General features: G+C 66.5%; 21 protein-coding genes. 3 read left to right on the forward strand and 18 right to left on the reverse strand.

Annotated features, from left to right (window positions below; genetic code table 11):
• Window positions 1–28: 28 nt before the first annotated feature.
• From ASF06_RS17630 to infC, 4 genes are read right to left on the reverse strand one after another with little or no spacing between them, the layout of a single operon-like run.
• Window positions 29–838, reverse strand: coding sequence for a TrmH family RNA methyltransferase (locus ASF06_RS17630; RefSeq protein ID WP_055932098.1), 810 nt, complete (start codon window positions 836–838; stop codon window positions 29–31).
• A 45-nt stretch (window positions 839–883) separates the two neighbouring features.
• The gene (gene rplT / locus ASF06_RS17635; protein ID WP_044443029.1) at window positions 884–1,270 is read right to left on the reverse strand and encodes a 50S ribosomal protein L20; all 387 of its coding nucleotides are present in this window, start codon (window positions 1,268–1,270) and stop codon (window positions 884–886) included.
• Between the two features lie 33 nt (window positions 1,271–1,303).
• Window positions 1,304–1,498, reverse strand: coding sequence for a 50S ribosomal protein L35 (rpmI, locus tag ASF06_RS17640; RefSeq protein ID WP_044443028.1), 195 nt, complete (start codon window positions 1,496–1,498; stop codon window positions 1,304–1,306).
• A 36-nt stretch (window positions 1,499–1,534) separates the two neighbouring features.
• Entirely contained in the window at window positions 1,535–2,188 is a 654-nt protein-coding gene (infC, locus tag ASF06_RS17645) for a translation initiation factor IF-3 (protein WP_200920416.1), read from the reverse strand.
• Between the two features lie 342 nt (window positions 2,189–2,530).
• Between infC and ASF06_RS17650 the strand changes: the two genes are divergently transcribed.
• Window positions 2,531–2,878 (forward strand): DUF1844 domain-containing protein, encoded by a 348-nt coding sequence (locus tag ASF06_RS17650; RefSeq protein ID WP_044443027.1) that lies wholly within the window; start codon window positions 2,531–2,533, stop codon window positions 2,876–2,878.
• 9 nt (window positions 2,879–2,887) lie between these two features.
• On the opposite strand, the gene ASF06_RS17655 is transcribed toward ASF06_RS17650, so the two are convergent.
• The 6 genes from ASF06_RS17655 to ASF06_RS17680 form a co-directional block, all read right to left on the reverse strand.
• Window positions 2,888–3,679, reverse strand: coding sequence for an SseB family protein (locus ASF06_RS17655; RefSeq protein ID WP_055950157.1), 792 nt, complete (start codon window positions 3,677–3,679; stop codon window positions 2,888–2,890).
• Window positions 3,672–4,421, reverse strand: a complete 750-nt coding sequence (gene priA / locus ASF06_RS17660; RefSeq protein ID WP_055950160.1) for a bifunctional 1-(5-phosphoribosyl)-5-((5-phosphoribosylamino)methylideneamino)imidazole-4-carboxamide isomerase/phosphoribosylanthranilate isomerase PriA — start codon at window positions 4,419–4,421, stop codon at window positions 3,672–3,674. Before priA ends, ASF06_RS17655 begins: the two co-directional genes overlap by 8 nt.
• Window positions 4,422–4,509: 88 nt before the next feature.
• Window positions 4,510–5,142: an imidazole glycerol phosphate synthase subunit HisH gene (gene hisH / locus ASF06_RS17665; RefSeq protein WP_055950162.1), complete on the reverse strand. Its 633-nt coding sequence runs from the start codon at window positions 5,140–5,142 to the stop codon at window positions 4,510–4,512.
• Window positions 5,139–5,747 (reverse strand): imidazoleglycerol-phosphate dehydratase HisB, encoded by a 609-nt coding sequence (gene hisB / locus ASF06_RS17670; RefSeq protein ID WP_055932084.1) that lies wholly within the window; start codon window positions 5,745–5,747, stop codon window positions 5,139–5,141. Before hisB ends, hisH begins: the two co-directional genes overlap by 4 nt.
• A 62-nt stretch (window positions 5,748–5,809) precedes the next feature.
• A complete protein-coding gene (locus ASF06_RS17675) occupies window positions 5,810–6,883 on the reverse strand; it encodes a histidinol-phosphate transaminase (RefSeq protein WP_055950166.1) in 1,074 nt (357 codons plus the stop codon).
• Between the two features lie 56 nt (window positions 6,884–6,939).
• The gene (locus ASF06_RS17680) at window positions 6,940–7,287 is read right to left on the reverse strand and encodes a LysM peptidoglycan-binding domain-containing protein (RefSeq protein WP_055950169.1); all 348 of its coding nucleotides are present in this window, start codon (window positions 7,285–7,287) and stop codon (window positions 6,940–6,942) included.
• Window positions 7,288–7,570: 283 nt separating this feature from the next.
• Here ASF06_RS17680 and lexA point away from each other — a divergent pair, with 283 nt between their 5' ends.
• Entirely contained in the window at window positions 7,571–8,251 is a 681-nt protein-coding gene (lexA, locus tag ASF06_RS17685; RefSeq protein WP_055950172.1) for a transcriptional repressor LexA, read from the forward strand.
• 110 nt (window positions 8,252–8,361) lie between these two features.
• On the opposite strand, the gene hflX is transcribed toward lexA, so the two are convergent.
• A complete protein-coding gene (hflX, locus tag ASF06_RS17690; RefSeq protein ID WP_055950175.1) occupies window positions 8,362–9,894 on the reverse strand; it encodes a GTPase HflX in 1,533 nt (510 codons plus the stop codon).
• Between the two features lie 41 nt (window positions 9,895–9,935).
• On the opposite strand from hflX, the gene ASF06_RS17695 reads away from it, so the two are divergent.
• A complete protein-coding gene (locus ASF06_RS17695) occupies window positions 9,936–10,547 on the forward strand; it encodes a class I SAM-dependent methyltransferase (RefSeq protein WP_055950178.1) in 612 nt (203 codons plus the stop codon).
• 7 nt (window positions 10,548–10,554) lie between these two features.
• Here the strand turns inward: ASF06_RS17695 and dapF are convergent, their stop codons facing one another.
• The 7 genes from dapF to ASF06_RS17730 form a co-directional block, all read right to left on the reverse strand.
• The gene (gene dapF, locus ASF06_RS17700) at window positions 10,555–11,436 is read right to left on the reverse strand and encodes a diaminopimelate epimerase (protein WP_055950181.1); all 882 of its coding nucleotides are present in this window, start codon (window positions 11,434–11,436) and stop codon (window positions 10,555–10,557) included.
• A complete protein-coding gene (gene miaA, locus ASF06_RS17705; RefSeq protein WP_157439253.1) occupies window positions 11,426–12,391 on the reverse strand; it encodes a tRNA (adenosine(37)-N6)-dimethylallyltransferase MiaA in 966 nt (321 codons plus the stop codon). Before miaA ends, dapF begins: the two co-directional genes overlap by 11 nt.
• Entirely contained in the window at window positions 12,381–13,925 is a 1,545-nt protein-coding gene (miaB, locus tag ASF06_RS17710; RefSeq protein ID WP_055950184.1) for a tRNA (N6-isopentenyl adenosine(37)-C2)-methylthiotransferase MiaB, read from the reverse strand. Before miaB ends, miaA begins: the two co-directional genes overlap by 11 nt.
• A gap of 47 nt (window positions 13,926–13,972) precedes the next feature.
• The gene (locus ASF06_RS17715; RefSeq protein ID WP_055950188.1) at window positions 13,973–14,656 is read right to left on the reverse strand and encodes a regulatory protein RecX; all 684 of its coding nucleotides are present in this window, start codon (window positions 14,654–14,656) and stop codon (window positions 13,973–13,975) included.
• Between the two features lie 40 nt (window positions 14,657–14,696).
• Window positions 14,697–15,764 (reverse strand): recombinase RecA, encoded by a 1,068-nt coding sequence (recA, locus tag ASF06_RS17720; protein ID WP_055950192.1) that lies wholly within the window; start codon window positions 15,762–15,764, stop codon window positions 14,697–14,699.
• 262 nt (window positions 15,765–16,026) lie between these two features.
• Window positions 16,027–16,251 (reverse strand): DUF3046 domain-containing protein, encoded by a 225-nt coding sequence (locus ASF06_RS17725; RefSeq protein ID WP_055950193.1) that lies wholly within the window; start codon window positions 16,249–16,251, stop codon window positions 16,027–16,029.
• 101 nt (window positions 16,252–16,352) lie between these two features.
• The gene (locus tag ASF06_RS17730; protein WP_055932059.1) at window positions 16,353–16,661 is read right to left on the reverse strand and encodes a helix-turn-helix domain-containing protein; all 309 of its coding nucleotides are present in this window, start codon (window positions 16,659–16,661) and stop codon (window positions 16,353–16,355) included.
• Window positions 16,662–16,669 lie beyond the last annotated feature (8 nt).

A 16,669-nucleotide genomic window follows, 5' to 3' on the forward strand; every position in this document is an offset into this window, starting at 1 on the left:
TCTCATGGCGCGCTCTCCTGCGCCGGAATCACTCGCTGCGCTGTGCGAAAGCACTCTCGTAGAGGCACACCGATGCTGCCGTCGCCAGGTTCATCGACTCCGCCTGGCCGTAGATGGGAACCGAGATCGCGTGGTCCGCGAGGGCCAGATCCTCGTCGTTCAGGCCCCGCGCCTCATTGCCGAACAGCCACGCCGTCGGCGCGTCGAGAACGCCGGAGTTGCGGGCCGTCAGCATGTCGTCGCCCTTGATATCGGCGGCGAGAATCTGGATGCCTGCTTCCGTGGCCCGTGCGCGCACGTCGGCGAGGCTCGCCTCCACCGCGACAGGCAGGTGGAAGAGCGACCCCGTCGTGGAACGCACGACCTTGGGGTTGTAGAGATCGACGCTGCGACCCGTGAGGATCACGGCGTCGGCGCCGGCCGAGTCGGCGGCCCGGATGATCGTTCCGGCGTTGCCGGGATCGCGCACCTCTTCGAGAATGGCGATCAGACGCGGCGACGCGCTGAAGATGTCTTTGAGCGCAGTGGGGAACTGCCGGCATACGGCGACGAACCCCTGCGGCGTGACCGTGTCGGCCATGGCCTGCAGAACGGTCTCGGTCACGAACTCGACTTCGACACCGGCCTGCTCTGCCGCGGCGCCGATGTCGGCGTAGCGATCGAGGGCGAACGGCGTGGCGAACAGGTCGACGACGAGGTCGGGCGCGAAGGTCAGCGCCTCGGAAACGGCTTGTGGCCCCTCCAAGAGAAAGAGCCCGGTCTCAGACCGGGCTCCTTTCTTGGCGAGTTTTGCCACTGCCCGGACCCGCGGCGACCGCGGGTTATCCAGGAGGGACATGCGACCTCTTTCGGGTCAGGGAACGTGGATGCTCCCTACAGCTTATTAGGCTGCGGTCCTCGGCGCCGACGTGTCGGCGGGGAGGGCGGCACGAGCGCTCTCCACGAGCGCCGCGAAGGTGGCGGGCTCGTGAACGGCGAGGTCGGCCAGGATGCGACGGTCGACCTCGATGCCCGCAAGGCCGAGACCCTGGATCAGGCGGTTGTACGTGAGGCCGTTCGCGCGGGACGCAGCGTTGATGCGCTGGATCCACAGGCGACGGAAGTCACCCTTGCGGGCACGACGGTCGCGGTACGAGTAGACGAGCGAGTGGGTGACCTGCTCCTTGGCCTTGCGGTACAGGCGCGAACGCTGTCCGCGGTAACCGCTGGCGCGCTCGAGGATGACCCGACGCTTCTTGTGGGCGTTGACGGCCCTCTTTACTCTTGCCATTTCCTAATTCCTTATTCCGTGTGGAGTCGGCGACTACAGGCCGAGAAGCTTCTTGATGACCTTCGAGTCGGCCGGAGCCAACACCTGGTCCTGGTTCAGGCGAGCCTTGCGCTTCGCCGACTTGACCTCGAGGTTGTGACGCATTCCAGCCTGCTGCTTCATGAGCTTGCCGGTGCCGGTGACCTTGAAGCGCTTCTTGGACCCGGAGTGGGTCTTCATCTTGGGCATTGATATCTCCTTGGGACGTGCTCGGTATGTGGGGTGCTACTTCGTCTCGGCAGAGTCTGCCGTGACGGTGTCTGTTGCAGCCGGTGACGCGACCTCGGGGGTCTCGTCCGCCGCTTCGTCTGCACCTGGACGGGACTTCGACGCGGCCCGCTGGGCATTCGCCTCGGCCTTCGCCTCGGACTTGTTCTTCAGGGGCCCGATGACCATGACCATGTTGCGGCCATCGATCGTGGGCGTCGACTCGACGGTGCCGAACTCGGACACGTCTTCGGCGAAGCGCTGGAGGAGGCGGACTCCCTGCTCGGGTCGCGACTGCTCGCGGCCTCGGAACAGGATCATGGCCTTCACCTTGTCGCCCGCCTTGAGGAATCCCTCGGCGCGCTTGCGCTTCGTCTCGTAGTCATGCACGTCGATCTTCAGACGGAATCGAACCTCTTTGAGGATCGTGTTCGCCTGGTTGCGGCGTGCTTCCTTGGCTTTCTGCGCAGCTTCGTACTTGAACTTGCCGTAATCCATGATCTTGGCAACGGGCGGCTTGCTATTGGGGGCCACCTCAACCAGATCGAGGTCTGCCTCCTGGGCAAGCTTGAGTGCGACGTCGATACTGACGACGCCGACCTGCTCACCGGCCGGTCCGACGAGGCGGACCTCGGGAACCCGGATACGGTCGTTGGTACGGGGATCGCTGATGCGTTACTCCTTCAATCGCTGGTGCGGCGCCCACAGACGGTTGATGTCTGGGCACCGGGCTCGGCAGCGCGATCGTAGGTGACAACGCAGCCACGAACCTTGAATAATCTGCGCACATCCTCGGCGATCGCCGTGTCGTGCACCGCACCCTGTCTACCCCGGATCAATCTTCTGACCCGGAGCGGAGTGCAATCTACCCGGTAACCTGTTGAAGCGGTGTGCGGGTGGGAGATTCTCCACTTTTCGTACTGGGGGCGTACATGTTCCCCAGAGCCTTGAAGATACTAGCAGAGGAACGGCCGACGGCATAGTCCGGCGTCGCGGGCGACCTAGACTCGCATCATGAGCTTTGCATACGACGACTCGGCATCCTCCGCCACGCGCGACATCTCCGAGGTGCCCGCGGTCGAACTGATCACCACCACGGCCGTGCACCTGATGAGCGCCGCCGCCATCAAGACCGGACTCGCCGACGATCCCGAGAACCAGATCGACCTCGATGAGGCGCGCAAGCTCATCATCGCCCTCGCGGGGCTCGTCACGAGCGCCTCGCCGGAGATCGGTGACCAGCACGCCCGCAGTCTTCGCGACGGTCTCCGTTCGTTGCAGCTCGCGTTCCGCGAGGCATCGGCGATTCCGGATGCGGTCGGCCAGGGCCCCGGGGAGAAGCTCACCGGCCCGGTCAACTGACCGGCAGGCTCAGCGGGCTTCGGCGAGCCTGACGCCCAGCGAATCCACGCCATCGGCGATGCGCTCGCTGAGCTGCCAGCGCTGCTGCAGGGCGGCGAGCACCTCGTCGAGCTCCGGGCGCGTCAGGCCGGGCACGAGCCCCAGCTCGACGACGACCTGCGGGCCCGACAGCCGGGCATCCGGATCGCCGTCTACGAGCCGTACGGCACGGACGGCCGGCACACCGATGATCGACCGCTCGACCTCGGCGACGATGGCGGGGTCGACGGCCGGGTGAACCCACGGGGTTCCCTCGGCGATGGCCCTGAGCATCGGCCGACGGAACACGAACTCCGTGTCGCTCGTGGCGTCGAGCACCATGAGCGGCGTGTCCTCTCCCGCTGCGGCGAGGGCTGCACGGCGGGCCGACGCCGGTATGGGCCTGGCCGCCGGATTCCAGGCCGTCATGGCCTCGGTGGAGGTGAAGACCGGGAGCACCCGACGTCCGTCCGGCGCGCTGACCGTGACGAGCGAGAGCTCCTGGGTCTTATCGATACGGCGGCCGTGCGAATCGAGGCCCGTCTCCCCCGCGTGGGCGACGAGCGGCACCAGCAGGCGCACATCGCGCACGGCGTCGAGCACGTCCCGCTGATCGAGCTCCGACGCGCGGAACCGGCGGAGCGCCTCGATCAGCCGCTCCGGCGCATCCCCCGAGTCGCCGGCGAAGAAGTTCGTGTCGAACGAGCGGCCGGCCCACGGCTGGCCCGCCGAGTCCGTCGCCCCGGCGTCGTGGTGCGCATGCTCGCCCGGATGCTCAGTCAGATGCCACGTCCAGCGCCTCCGCGAGGGTGAAGGCCCCCGCGTACAGGGCGCGACCCACGATCGCCCCTTCCAGTCCGAGGGAGACGAGGGACCGGAGTTCCGCGATGTCGTCGAGGCTCGAGATGCCGCCGGACGCCACGACCGGGCGGTCCGTTCGCTCCATGACCTGCTTGAGAAGGTCGACGTTCGGCCCCTTGAGAGTGCCGTCCTTGGTGACGTCGGTCACGACGTACCGTGCGCAGCCCGCCTCCTCGAGTCGGGCGAGGACCTCCCACAGGTCTCCCCCGTCCTCGGTCCATCCCCGTGCGGCAAGCGTGGTGCCCCGCACGTCGAGACCCACGGCGATGGCCTCGCCGTAGCTCGCGATCACGCTGGCCGCCCATTCGGGGTTCTCGAGCGCCGCGGTGCCGAGGTTGATGCGCTTGGCTCCTGTCTCGAGGGCGGTCTCGAGGCTGCGGTCGTCTCGGATGCCGCCGGAGAGCTCCACGTTCACGCCCTTGGCCGCGTGGATGACGCGCTTGATGACGTGGAGGTTGTCTCCCCGCCCGAAGGCGGCGTCGAGGTCGACGAGGTGGATCCACTCGGCACCCTGGCCGATCCAGTCGGCCGCGGCATCGACGGGGTCGCCGTGATTCGTCTCCGTGCCCGCCTTGCCCTGCGTGAGCCGCACGGCCTTGCCGCCCGCGACGTCGACGGCCGGCAGCAGGGTGAGGGCGGGGGTCTTGGTGCTGAACTCGCTCATGGCGTCCTTCTGGTCTCTGTCAGGCGCACGTGCGGACACCCCGTGCGATCTTAACGATTCTGGTGGACCCGACGAAATCGGTGTCGGGTCAGAGCGACGCGATCCAGTTGCGCAGCAGGCGCAGTCCCGCCTCGCCTGACTTCTCGGGGTGGAACTGGGTCGCCGAGAGGGGGCCGTTCTCGACAGCGGCGATGAACCGGCCGTCGTGGTCGGCCCACGTGACGCGCGGGGCGGGCAGCGGAGGCTGAGGGGGAAGAAGCCACTGCTGGGCGGCATTGGAGTGCACGAAGTAGAACCGCTCGTCGCGGATGCCCTCGAACAGCACCGACTCGCTCGGCGCGTCGACGAGATTCCAGCCCATGTGGGGCAGGATCTCGGCGGGCAGCTGATCGACCGCGCCGGGCCACTCGCCCAGCCCCTCGGTGTCGACACCTCGCTCGACCCCGCGGTCGAACATGACCTGCATGCCCACGCAGATTCCGAGAACGGGGCGTCCGCCGGCCAGTCGCCGGTCGATGAGCTCGTCGCCGCGCACGCTGCGCAGCTGCTCCATCACCGCGGAGAACGCTCCGACACCGGGAACGAACAGGCCGTCGGCCTCCATGACGCGCGCTCGATCGCGCGACAGCACCACATCCGCTCCCGCCCTCTCGAGCGCCTTGGCCGCGGAGTGGATGTTGCCGCTGCCGTAGTCGAGGACGACGACGGATTTGCGGGTCACAGGGCTCCCTTGGTCGACGGGATTCCCGAGACGAGAGAGTCGAAGGCCTTGGCCTGGCGGAAGGCGCGGGCGAATGCCTTGAACTCGGCCTCGGCGATGTGGTGGGGGTCACGACCCCCGAGCACCGTGACGTGCACGGTCAGACCTGCGTGGAATGTGATCGCCTCGAAGACGTGCCTCACCATCGATCCGGTGAAGTGGCCGCCGATGAGGTGGAACTCGAAGCCGGCAGGCTCCCCGGTGTGCACGAGGAACGGCCGGCCGGAGATGTCGACGACAGCCTGCACGAGGGCCTCGTCGAGGGGCACCAGGGCGTCGCCGAACCGCGAGATTCCCGACTTGTCGCCGAGGGCCTGCTTGATCGCCGTGCCCAGAACGATTCCAATGTCTTCGACCGTGTGGTGCACATCGATCGCGATATCGCCGGTCGCCGTCACTGTCAGGTCGGTGAGGGAGTGCTTCGCGAAAGCCGTGAGCATGTGGTCGAAGAACGGCACCCCGGTCGAGATCGAACTCTCGCCGGTGCCGTCGAGGTCGAGCGAGAGGTCGATGCTGGATTCACTGGTCGCACGCTGCAGGCGGGCGGTGCGGGAAGGGTGTGCCATGTCTCCAGTTTACCGACGACGGCGCCGCACCTGCCGTTCTTGCCGACAGGCGGAGCCCTGAGTCAGGACAGCGCGGCCATCGCGTCGAGGAAGGCCGTGGTCTCGGCGTGCGTGCCCGCACTCACCCGCAGGTGACCGGGGATGCCCAGGTCGCGGATGATGATGCCCTTCTCGAGCAGGGTCTCGAAGACCTCCGGCGGATTCTCGACGCCCCCGAACAGCACGAAGTTCGACCACGTGGGCCAGGGGTGGTAGCCCAGCTCGGCGAGTCGCTCGACGATGCGATCGCGCTCGTGCGCGATGTCGTCGACCATCGCGAGCATCTCGGCGGAGTGCTGCAGCGCGGCCACCGCCGCCGCCTGCGTCAGCGACGACAGGTGATACGGAAGCCGAACGAGGCGCAGCGCATCCGCGATCGCGGGGTCGGCGGCCAGATAGCCGAGCCGCGCACCCGCGAACGCGAACGCCTTGCTCATCGTTCGGGAGACGATCAGTCGCGGACGGCCCGGCAGCAGAGTGAGCGCCGATGGCGCACCGGCGGGCGCGAACTCGGCGTAGGCCTCGTCGACGATGACGATCTTGTCTGTGGCGTCGTAGGCGGCCTCGATGGTGTCGAGCGACAGCGGGGTGCCCGTGGGATTGTTCGGGGAGCAGAAGATCACGATGTCGGGATCGTGTTCGCGAATCGCCGCGACCGCCGTGCTCGGAGAGATCTCGAAGTCGGCGTCTCTCTCAGCACCGATCCACGTCGTACCCGTTCCCGAGGCGATGATGGAGTGCATCGAGTAGGTGGGCGGGAAGCCCAGTATCGACCTGCCCGGCCCGCCGAAGGCCTGCATGATCTGCTGCAGGATCTCGTTCGATCCGTTGGCGGCCCAGATGTTGTCTCGGGTCAGACCGTGCCCGAGATACTCTGCGAGGCCGTCGCGAAGCTGAGTGAACTCGCGATCGGGGTATCGATTAATCGTGAGAATCGCACGGGCGAGGGACTCGATGATGTCTCGTGCAACCGGCTCGGGAATCGGGTGCGTGTTCTCATTGACGTTCAGCTCGATGCGCACGTGCTTTTGAGGTGCGCCGTATGGGGACTTGCCCCTGAGGTCGTCACGGATCGGGAGGTCTTCGAGAGAGGTCACTCGACGATTTTAGTGCGACTACTCCACCGTGCCACGCGCCCCGGCGCCGACGGTGATCAGTACTTGCTGGGAACGGCGAGACGCTGGCCCGGCTGAACCTCAGAGGAAGGAAGCTGGTTCAGGCTCACGATGTCTGCGATGACATCGCGCGGGTCGGCCGTCGGCGCCATCTCTTCTGCAATGCCCCACAGGGTCTCGCCTGCCTGCACCGTGACGTAGTCGAACGACTGCGAGGCTGCGGACGACTCGGCGCCGCTGGCGACGGCGCTGTTCGCACCGAACACGGCCAGGGCGACCAGGGCGGCCACAAGGGGAAGCGACGCCAGCGCCGCGAGCACGATGCGACCACGGCGCGTGATGCGCAGGTGGACGGTGTTCGTCGTGGGAGCGGGTAGAGCGGTCATGGCAACCTCCAGGAGAAATTCGTATCCGGTGCTCGGCCGGGAGCACCGGATACGAAGCTGTGTTCCGAATATAGCTTCGAATGTTCGATAGATCAAGTTCGAAAGCCGAGAAATATCGCGACACACTCGAACATGTGTTTTGTTTGCACCCTGAGTTGGATACAGTTTCGACTGTCGATATGAATTGCATCACCAGCCACCGACAGTGCATCAGCAGCCACCGACATCGCTCGTCGACGGCGACCGGCACACCCGCAAACGACCCGCCCGGAAAGCAGGAGAAATGACCACGGAACGTGGAACGAGACGACGCAAGAGTCTCTCGGAGAAGCAGCTGGCCATCCTCGGGGTCGTGCAGCGCTCCGTCAGTCAGCGCGGATATCCGCCGAGCATGCGGGAGATCGGAGACGCCGTCGGCCTGGCGTCGCTGTCGAGCGTCACGCACCAGCTCAACCAGCTCGAACTGAGCGGCTACCTTCGGCGCGACCCGAACAGGCCACGCGCCATGGAGGTGCTGATCGACGTCCCGACGCCCGATTCGGTCACGGAGACCAGCGAACAGTCCGAGTCCTCGGCACCCATGGGCGACGCGGCCCTTGTGCCTCTGGTGGGTCGGATCGCCGCAGGTATTCCGATCACGGCGGAGCAGCAGGTCGAGGAGGTGTTCCCTCTCCCCCGCCAGCTCGTGGGCAGCGGAGACCTCTTTATGCTGAAGGTCGTGGGAGAGTCCATGATCGACGCCGCCATCTGCGACGGAGACTTCGTCGTGGTCAGGTCACAGCAGACGGCGGAGAACGGCGACATCGTTGCGGCCATGCTCGACGGCGAGGCGACCGTGAAGGTGTTCAGGCAGCGCGACGGCCACACGTGGCTCCTGCCCCGCAACTCGAACTTCGAACCGATCGTGGGCGACCATGCACAGGTGCTCGGCAAGGTCGTGTCGGTTCTTCGCTCGGTTCGCTGAGGCAGACGCAGACGCGACTCCCCGTTCACACAGAAAGGGCCCCTGGCGATCATTCGCCGGGGGCCCTCTCTCGGTGTTCGGTCTGAGGGAGACCTCGTGGGTTCTGCGGGTCAGTGGGCGACCGCGAACTCCTCGAGGGCCTGCTCGTACTCCGGGTTGACGAGCGCGCGCACCCGGGTTCCGCCTTCTTCGTAGTCGGTGCTCAGCACGGTGTTGTGGTCGTGGAGCAGCGCGACCAGGTCGCCGCGCTCGTACGGAAGCAGAACGTCGACCGTGATGGTCGGCCGTGGAAGCGCCTGCTCGACCATCTCGAGCAGCTCTGCGATGCCCTCGCCGGTTCGTGCGGACACGAACACGCTGCGTGGCTCGAGGCCGCGCAGCACGATGCGATCGCTGTCGGAGATCAGGTCGCTCTTGTTGAAGGCCACGATCTCGGGGATGCCCCGCGCCCCGACCTCGCCGATCACGTCGCGCACCGTCGCGAGCTGGCTCGCGGGGTCTGGATGCGCGCCGTCGACGACGTGGATGATGACGTCGGCGTCTGCGACCTCCTCGAGGGTCGACCGGAAGGCCTCGACGAGCTGGTGGGGCAGATTGCGCACGAAGCCGACCGTGTCAGCAAAGGTGTACTGCCGACCGTCTTTCGCCGTGGTCTTGCGAACCGTCGAATCGAGCGTGGCGAACAGGGCGTTCTCGACCAGCACACCGGCGCGGGTCACCCTGTTGAGCAGCGACGACTTTCCGGCGTTGGTGTAACCAGCGATCGCCACCGACGGCACGGCGTTGCGCTTGCGATTCGCCCGCTTCGCGTCGCGCGCCGGCTTCATCTCGACGATCTGCTTGCGCAGCCTCGACATGCGCGTGTGGATGCGGCGACGATCGAGCTCGATCTTCGTCTCACCGGGTCCGCGGGATCCCATTCCGGCGCCCGCGCCTCCCACCTGGCCACCGGCCTGGCGCGACATGGAGTCACCCCAGCCTCGGAGCCTCGGCAGCAGGTATTCGAGCTGCGCGAGTTCGACCTGCGCCTTGCCCTCGCGGCTCTTGGCGTGCTGGCTGAAGATGTCGAGGATCACGGCCGTGCGGTCGATCACCTTGACCTTGACCACGTCTTCGAGCGCACGACGCTGGCTGGGAGCGAGCTCGCTGTCGGCGATGACGGTGTCCGCGCCGAGAGACTGTACGAGGTCGCGCAGCTCCTGCGCCTTGCCCTTGCCGAAGTAGGTGCTGGGGTCGGGTGTCGGACGGCGCTGCAGGAGACCCTCGAGCACGACGGCTCCGGCGGTCTCGGCCAGCGCAGCCAGTTCGTGCATGGAGTTCTCGGCATCGGTCAGGCTGCCCTGGGTGTACACGCCGATGAGAATGACATTCTCGATGCGGAGCTGCCTGTACTCGACCTCTGTGACGTCTTCGAGCTCTGTGGAGAGACCCACGACACGACGAAGCGCCTGGCGGTCCTCGCGCTCGCTCTGGTCGCCGTCGAATCCGGACTCCCGGCCCGTGGTGTCACGCTGGAGGGCCTGTGCCGCCGAGTTGGTGAACAGCGAATAGCCGGCCGCCCGCGTCTCCGCCCTGGCGAGCACTCTCGCGACCACGTCGTCGGTGTCGCGAGCCTCTGTTGTTGCTTCAGTGTTTTCGGTCATCTGACTCAAGGATATCCCTCCCGGTTTGCTACTGTCCCTCTATGACGAATGAGCACTATTTCTCGGCCACCCCGGGGAGCCCGCTCATCCCACGAGAGATCTCGGTGCGCCTCGCCGATACGGATTACTCGCTCGTCACCGCCGGTGGCGTCTTCAGCCCCGACCGCATCGATGCCGGCACGCAGGTGCTGCTCGCCAACACCCCGGCTCCCCCGCCCGGCGGCAATCTGCTCGATCTGGGCTGCGGATGGGGACCCGTCGCCTTGACGCTCGCCCTGCTGTCGCCCCGGGCTCAGGTCTGGGCGGTAGACGTGAACGAGCGGGCTCTCGATCTGGTGCGTTCGAACGCCGAGCGCCTCGGCCTCACCAATATCAACGCCGTCCTCGCGCCGGATGTTCCCGACGACGTTCGGTTCATGACGATCTGGTCGAATCCGCCGATTCGCGTCGGCAAGGCCGAGCTGCACAACATCATGAAGACGTGGCTCCCCCGGCTCGAGACCGGGTCGGATGCCTGGCTCGTCGTGCAGCGCAACCTCGGCTCCGACTCGCTGCAGCGCTGGCTTCAGGCGGAGTTCCCCAACGATCTCCAGGTGACTCGAGCCGCCACGAACAAGGGCTACCGCGTTCTTCGGGCTCGCGCCTCGTCCTGACCGGGCGTCACGCCAACGACAGGTCGCCCTCGAAGACGAGTTCGGCCGGCCCTGACAGCGAGACGTGCTCGCCGTCTTCCGCGGCGAACATGCGAACCCCCACCGTTCCGCCCGGCACGTCGACCCGCCAGATGTTCGGCGCTCCACGCCCGGCCCAATGCCTCGTGGCGAGGGCCGCGGCAGCGATTCCCGTGCCGCAGGAGAGCGTCTCTCCACTGCCCCGTTCGTGAACGCGCATCGTGATGCGTCCGACGCCGTCGGCGACAAGGGGTTCGTGGGGAACGACGAACTCGATGTTCGCTCCGTCGCGCGGCTCCGGGTCGACCTGCGGAATGTAGCTCAGGTCGGCCGACGCGAGTTCGTCGGCGTCGGCGAGGGCGACGACGATATGGGGATTCCCCACATTGATGCCCTGCCCTGGACGGGCCACGGCCAGGTTGCGGGCGCGCACGAGGGGTTCGCCCTGTTCGAGTCGCCACCGCCCCAGGTCGACCTGGAAGCCCGTGGTGCTGCGCTGCACGTCCCGGACTCCCGCCCGCGTGCCGATCGCGAGCGTGTCACCGGTATTCAGCTCGACGAGCCCGTTGTCGATGAGGTAGCGGGCGTAGACCCGGATGCCGTTGCCGCACATCTCCGCGATCGACCCGTCGGCGTTGCGGTAATCCATGAACCACTCGGCGGCAGGCTCTTCGGCGAGTGCGGCCTGGCCGTCGGCGACGTTCTGTGACCGCACTGCACGGATCACCCCGTCGGCGCCGACGCCGAAGTGTCGATCGCAGATGGCCGCCACCTGGGCGGGCGTCAGGTCGTTGGTGCCGTCGGCGTCGGTGTAGAGCACGAAGTCGTTGCCGGTGCCGTGCCCTTTGGTGAAGTGGAGTTCAGTCGCCATCATGCAAGCCTAAGGTCTCGTCGAGCGCCCGGGCCGACGCGGCCGGGTCACGGGCATCCAGTGTCAGCGCCGAGTCGTACCGCCGGAACCAGCCCACCTGTCGGCGCGCGTATCGGCGCGTGAGTGCCTGCGTCGACTCGATGGCCTCGTCGGCCGAGAGGTCTCCTGCAAGCTGTGCGAGGGCCTGGGCGTATCCGATCGCCTTGCCCGCCGTGGTTCGGGGGTCGAGGCCCGCCGAGAGCAGCAGGTGCGCCTCCTCGACTATTCCGTCTCGCCACATGACCTGCACCCGCTCGTCGAGGCGAAGGAGCAACTCGGGTCGCGGCATCTCGAGGCCGATGATGGTCGAGCTGCGCCAGGGAACGGGAGCCGCGGGTAGCGTTCCCGTCAGCGTGCTTCCTGTCATCTCGAGCACCTCGAGAGCTCGCACCAGGCGACGCCCGTTCTGCGAGCCGATGGCTTCGGCCGCGGGCCGGTCGCGCTCGGCGAGCCGCCGGTACAGCGTTCCCGGACCGTGGGAGATGAGTTCTGCCTCGAGACGTGCCCGGATCACGGCGTCTGTGCCGGGGAAGGTGAAGTCGAAGATGACGCTCGACACGTACAGGCCCGAACCGCCCACCAGGATCGGAACGTGCCCCCTCGCCAGGATCGCGTCGATCGCCGTGCGAGCAGCCGCCTGGTAGTCGGCCACCGAGTTCTCGGCGGTGACATCGAGCACGTCGAGCAGGTGATGAGGGATGCCCCGGCGCTCGTCGAGCGACAGCTTGGCCGTTCCGATGTCCATGCCGCGGTACAACTGCATCGCATCGGCATTGACGATCTCGGCGACCAGGCCACGATGCGCGAGACCCTCTGCGAGGTCGAGTGCGAGGCCGGATTTTCCCGTGCCCGTCGCCCCGACGACCGCGATCACGTCTGCGACGGTCGAGTCACCGCTCGGGCGGCTACCGCTCACCGTCGGCGAGGTCGTAGATGGGGACGGTGCCCACGCGGAGCGTTGGAAGGCCGAGCGAGACGGGCCGCGGCCCGGCCGACGCGGACCCGCTGGGCTGTGCCGGGACACCGCAGGACTCTGCCGCCGCGCGATCCCACGCGTCACCCGACCTCGTGCGACGGACCCTGAGCGGCCGCCCATCAGAGTCGGCGATCAAGTGGAACGGCGCTGCCTCCGTCACGACGACAGTGACGATGTCGCCGGGTCGAGGAACGGTCGATTCGGCCGTGACCTCGAAGTGCACGAGACGGGAATCCTCGGCCCTGCCACTGAGCCGATGGGTGTCGGAGTCTTTGCGACCCTCACCGTTGGCGACGAGCACCTCGACCTCACGGCCGATGACGCGCTGGTTCTCCTCCCAGGAGATGCGATCCTGCAGGGCGGCCAGCCGCTCGTAGCGCTCCTGCACCACCGCCTTCGGAACCTGGTCGGGCATGGTCGCCGCAGGAGTTCCGGGTCGCACCGAGTACTGGAAGGTGAAGGCCGTGGCGAACCGCGCCTCTTCGACGACCCTCAGCGTCTCTGCGAAGTCCTCTTCTGTCTCCCCCGGGAACCCGACGATGATGTCGGTGCTGATCGCCGCGTGCGGAATCTGCTGCCTCACACGGTCGAGGATGCCCAAGAACTTGGCCGAGCGGTAGGAACGCCTCATCGCCTTGAGGATACGATCCGAGCCCGACTGCAGCGGCATATGAAGCTGGGGCATGACCGACGGAGTCTCGGCCATCGCGTCGATCACGTCGTCGGTGAACGCCGCGGGGTGCGGGCTGGTGAAGCGGATGCGCTCGAGGCCGGGAATGGCTCCTGCCGCCCGCAGGAGCTTGGAGAAGGCGAACCTGTCGCCGAACTCGACGCCGTAGGAGTTGACGTTCTGTCCGAGCAGGGTCACCTCGATGGCGCCGTCGTCGACGAGGGCTTGGATCTCGGCCAGTACGTCTCCTGGACGCCTGTCTTTCTCCTTGCCTCGCAGCGCGGGCACGATGCAGAACGTGCAGGTGTTGTTGCAGCCGACCGAGATCGACACCCAGCCGCTGTAGGTCGACTCACGTTTAGTGGGCAGGGTCGAGGGGAAGGTCTCGAGCGAATCGAGGATCTCGATCTGCGCCTCACCGTTGTGCCGGGCGCGTTCGAGCAGGCTGGGGAGAGATCCCATATTGTGCGTGCCGAAGACGACGTCGACCCAGGGGGCCTTGGTGAGGATGGTGTTCTTGTCTTTCTGGGCAAGGCACCCGCCGACCGCGATCTGCATGCCGTCGTGGCGGCGCTTCACGCTGGCCAGATAGCCGAGATTGCCGTAGAGCTTGTTGTCGGCGTTCTCGCGCACGGCGCACGTGTTGATGACGACGGTGTCGGCCTCGGTTCCGGGGTCGGCCTTCACGTAGCCCGCCGCCTCGAGCGACCCCGACAACCTCTCGGAGTCGTGGACGTTCATCTGGCACCCGAAGGTTCGAACCTCGTAGGTTCGTGTGCGGGGCGGGGCGGTGACGCTGCTCATGGTGTCAGTTTACGTTCGACGCGGGGTGCGACAGGCCCCGGGCCTTCTCAGCGGAAGCGAACCGTGCTCGTGCCGGCCACCAGCGTCTTGGAGACGGCATCGCGAACAACGCTGGACGGATATCCCTTGCGTTGCAGGAAGCTGCTGAGACGGCGCTCCGCCGTCGCCCGGTCGAGACGCAGAAGGCTGGGAGCCTTCTTCTCTGCGAGCTCGAGCGCGCGGGCGAGTTCATCGTCGTCGTCGAGGGAGGTCAGCAGGTCGGAGACGATCTCCTGGCTGATGCGCTTGGCACCGAGTTCGCGCTGGATCTGGCTGCGGCCGAACCCCTTGCGCCGGTGAAGGCGCTCGATCTCGCGTTCTGCGAACGCGTAGTCGTCGACATACCCCTTGGACCGGTAGATCGTGAGGAAGCCCTCGAATGCCGAGGGGTGCACCCCGTTCGCCGCGAGGATCTCGGTGACCTGCCATTCGGACAGGTCTTTTCGCGCCAGGGCCCGCACAACGAGATTCTCGAGGTCGGCGAGCTGCAGCTCTTGCTCGTCGACCTGCTCGGACGTGAGCCCGGCAGTGTCGAGAACAGGCACGGCGACCGGGCCGGAAGGGTGACGACCGGTCTGGGGCTGTTCGTCGGGCGAACCGAACAGAAAGGCGACCGGAGCCATCGTCTTCTCGGGGACGTCGCCCTCGGGACCATCGACTGTCTCGTCGGAGGATGGGGTGAATCTGACCACGATCGCGGCCTTTCTGTTCGGTTCGATGAACGACGAAGGGTCAGGCGCCCTTGCGCGCCGGTGTCTTCGATGCCAGGGCCACGGGCGCAGCCGGAGCGGCGGCGGCCTTGTCTGCGCCGATGCCGAGCTTGGTGAGAATCTTCGTCTCGATCTCTGCAGCGACCTCGGGGTTCTCGGTGAGGAACCGGCGAGAGTTCTCTTTGCCCTGGCCCAGCTGCTCGCCTTCGTAGGTGTACCAGGCACCGGACTTGCGAACGATCTCGTGCTCGACACCGAAGTCGATGAGGCTGCCCTCGCGGGAGATGCCGATGCCGTAGAGGATGTCGAATTCCGCCTGCTTGAAGGGCGGCGCCATCTTGTTCTTGACGACCTTCACCCGGGTGCGGTTACCGACGGCGTCTGTTCCCTCTTTCAGGGTCTCGATGCGTCGGATGTCGAGGCGGACGGAGGCGTAGAACTTGAGCGCCTTGCCACCCGCGGTCGTCTCGGGGCTGCCGAAGAAGACGCCGATCTTCTCGCGCAGCTGGTTGATGAAGATCATGGTGGTGTTCGTGGTGCTGAGGCCACCCGTGAGCTTGCGGAGAGCCTGGGACATCAGTCGTGCCTGCAGACCGACGTGGGAGTCGCCCATCTCTCCCTCGATCTCTGCACGCGGCACCAGGGCTGCGACGGAGTCGATGACGATGAGGTCGATGGAGCCGCTTCGCACGAGCATGTCGGCGATCTCGAGCGCCTGCTCACCGGTGTCGGGCTGAGAAACGAGGAGTGCGTCGATGTCGACTCCGAGCTTCTGTGCATAGGCCGGGTCGAGAGCGTGCTCTGCGTCGATGAACGCGGCGATTCCGCCGGCCTTCTGGGCGTTGGCGATCGCGTGGAGCGTGAGGGTGGTCTTTCCCGAGGACTCCGGGCCGTAGATCTCGACGATGCGGCCCCTGGGGAGCCCTCCGACTCCGAGCGCGACATCGAGGGCGATCGACCCCGTGGGGATGACCTCGACCGGCGCCCGATCGTCGCTGCCGAGGCGCATGACGGACCCCTTGCCGAACTGTCGGTCGATCTGTGCAAGTGCGGTTTCGAGTGCCTTTTCTCGTGTGGCATCTGATGGCATTGCTGTCTCCTTCTGTCGTGCGCGGAATCCGTCGCGTGAGTTTTTCGCCTATAGGCTGTCGCTCCGGCGAACCGGGTGTCGACAAGGCGTTCGCATCGTGGTGTGCGTCTGATCCGACTGTAGACACGACCACCGACACGGGGGTCGGGGCGGGGTCGGACAGTGGACAACACGGCCAACACTTCTGCTGTGAAGGAGACTACACAGGTCTAGAACATATATTCGAGCGGCACGGGGCGTGTCGCTTCGAATCGACGAGAAATCAGGAGCGCGGGGCGGGCAGGCCCACACCGTGCCAGCGTGATTCGGGCACCCCGCTGGCACGGCAGAGAGCCAGCCAGACCTGCCGCACCGCCACACCCTGCTTCAACGCATCGTCGGCTGTTCTGTCGGCGAGTTCGGCGATGACGAGGTCCCCTGTGACCACACGGCCGTATGCCACGCCGAACTCGTCGGCGACCGCCTGTCGGAATTCGCTCAGTCTCATGGTGTCCTCACTGCCCGGATGCACCCACGGGCATAGCGAAGGGCCTCGTCACATCAATCGTGACGAGGCCCTCGCATGGTCGATCTCGTGCCGGAGTGGAACTACCGGGCGAGAAGCTTGGAATCGTAGCCCGCGACGAATTCGTCGGGGACGGTGTCGGGAATCGTGTCGATACCCTCGATCACGGCGAGGCGGTCTCCGACCTCGCGCATGATGACGGAGATCGGCGTGTCGAGGGCCTCGGCCACCGACGCGAGGATCTCACTCGACGCCTCTTTCTGTCCACGCTCGACTTCGCTGAGGTAACCCAGGGCGACACTCGCCTTGCTGGCCACCTGCCGAAGGGTGCGACCCTTCTGGAGACGAAAGTCTCGCAGCACGTCGCCGATTTCTTGGCGAACTAAAATCACTGGACCCC

Source organism: Agreia sp. Leaf244 (genome assembly GCF_001422695.1).
Lineage (GTDB): Bacteria > Actinomycetota > Actinomycetes > Actinomycetales > Microbacteriaceae > Agreia.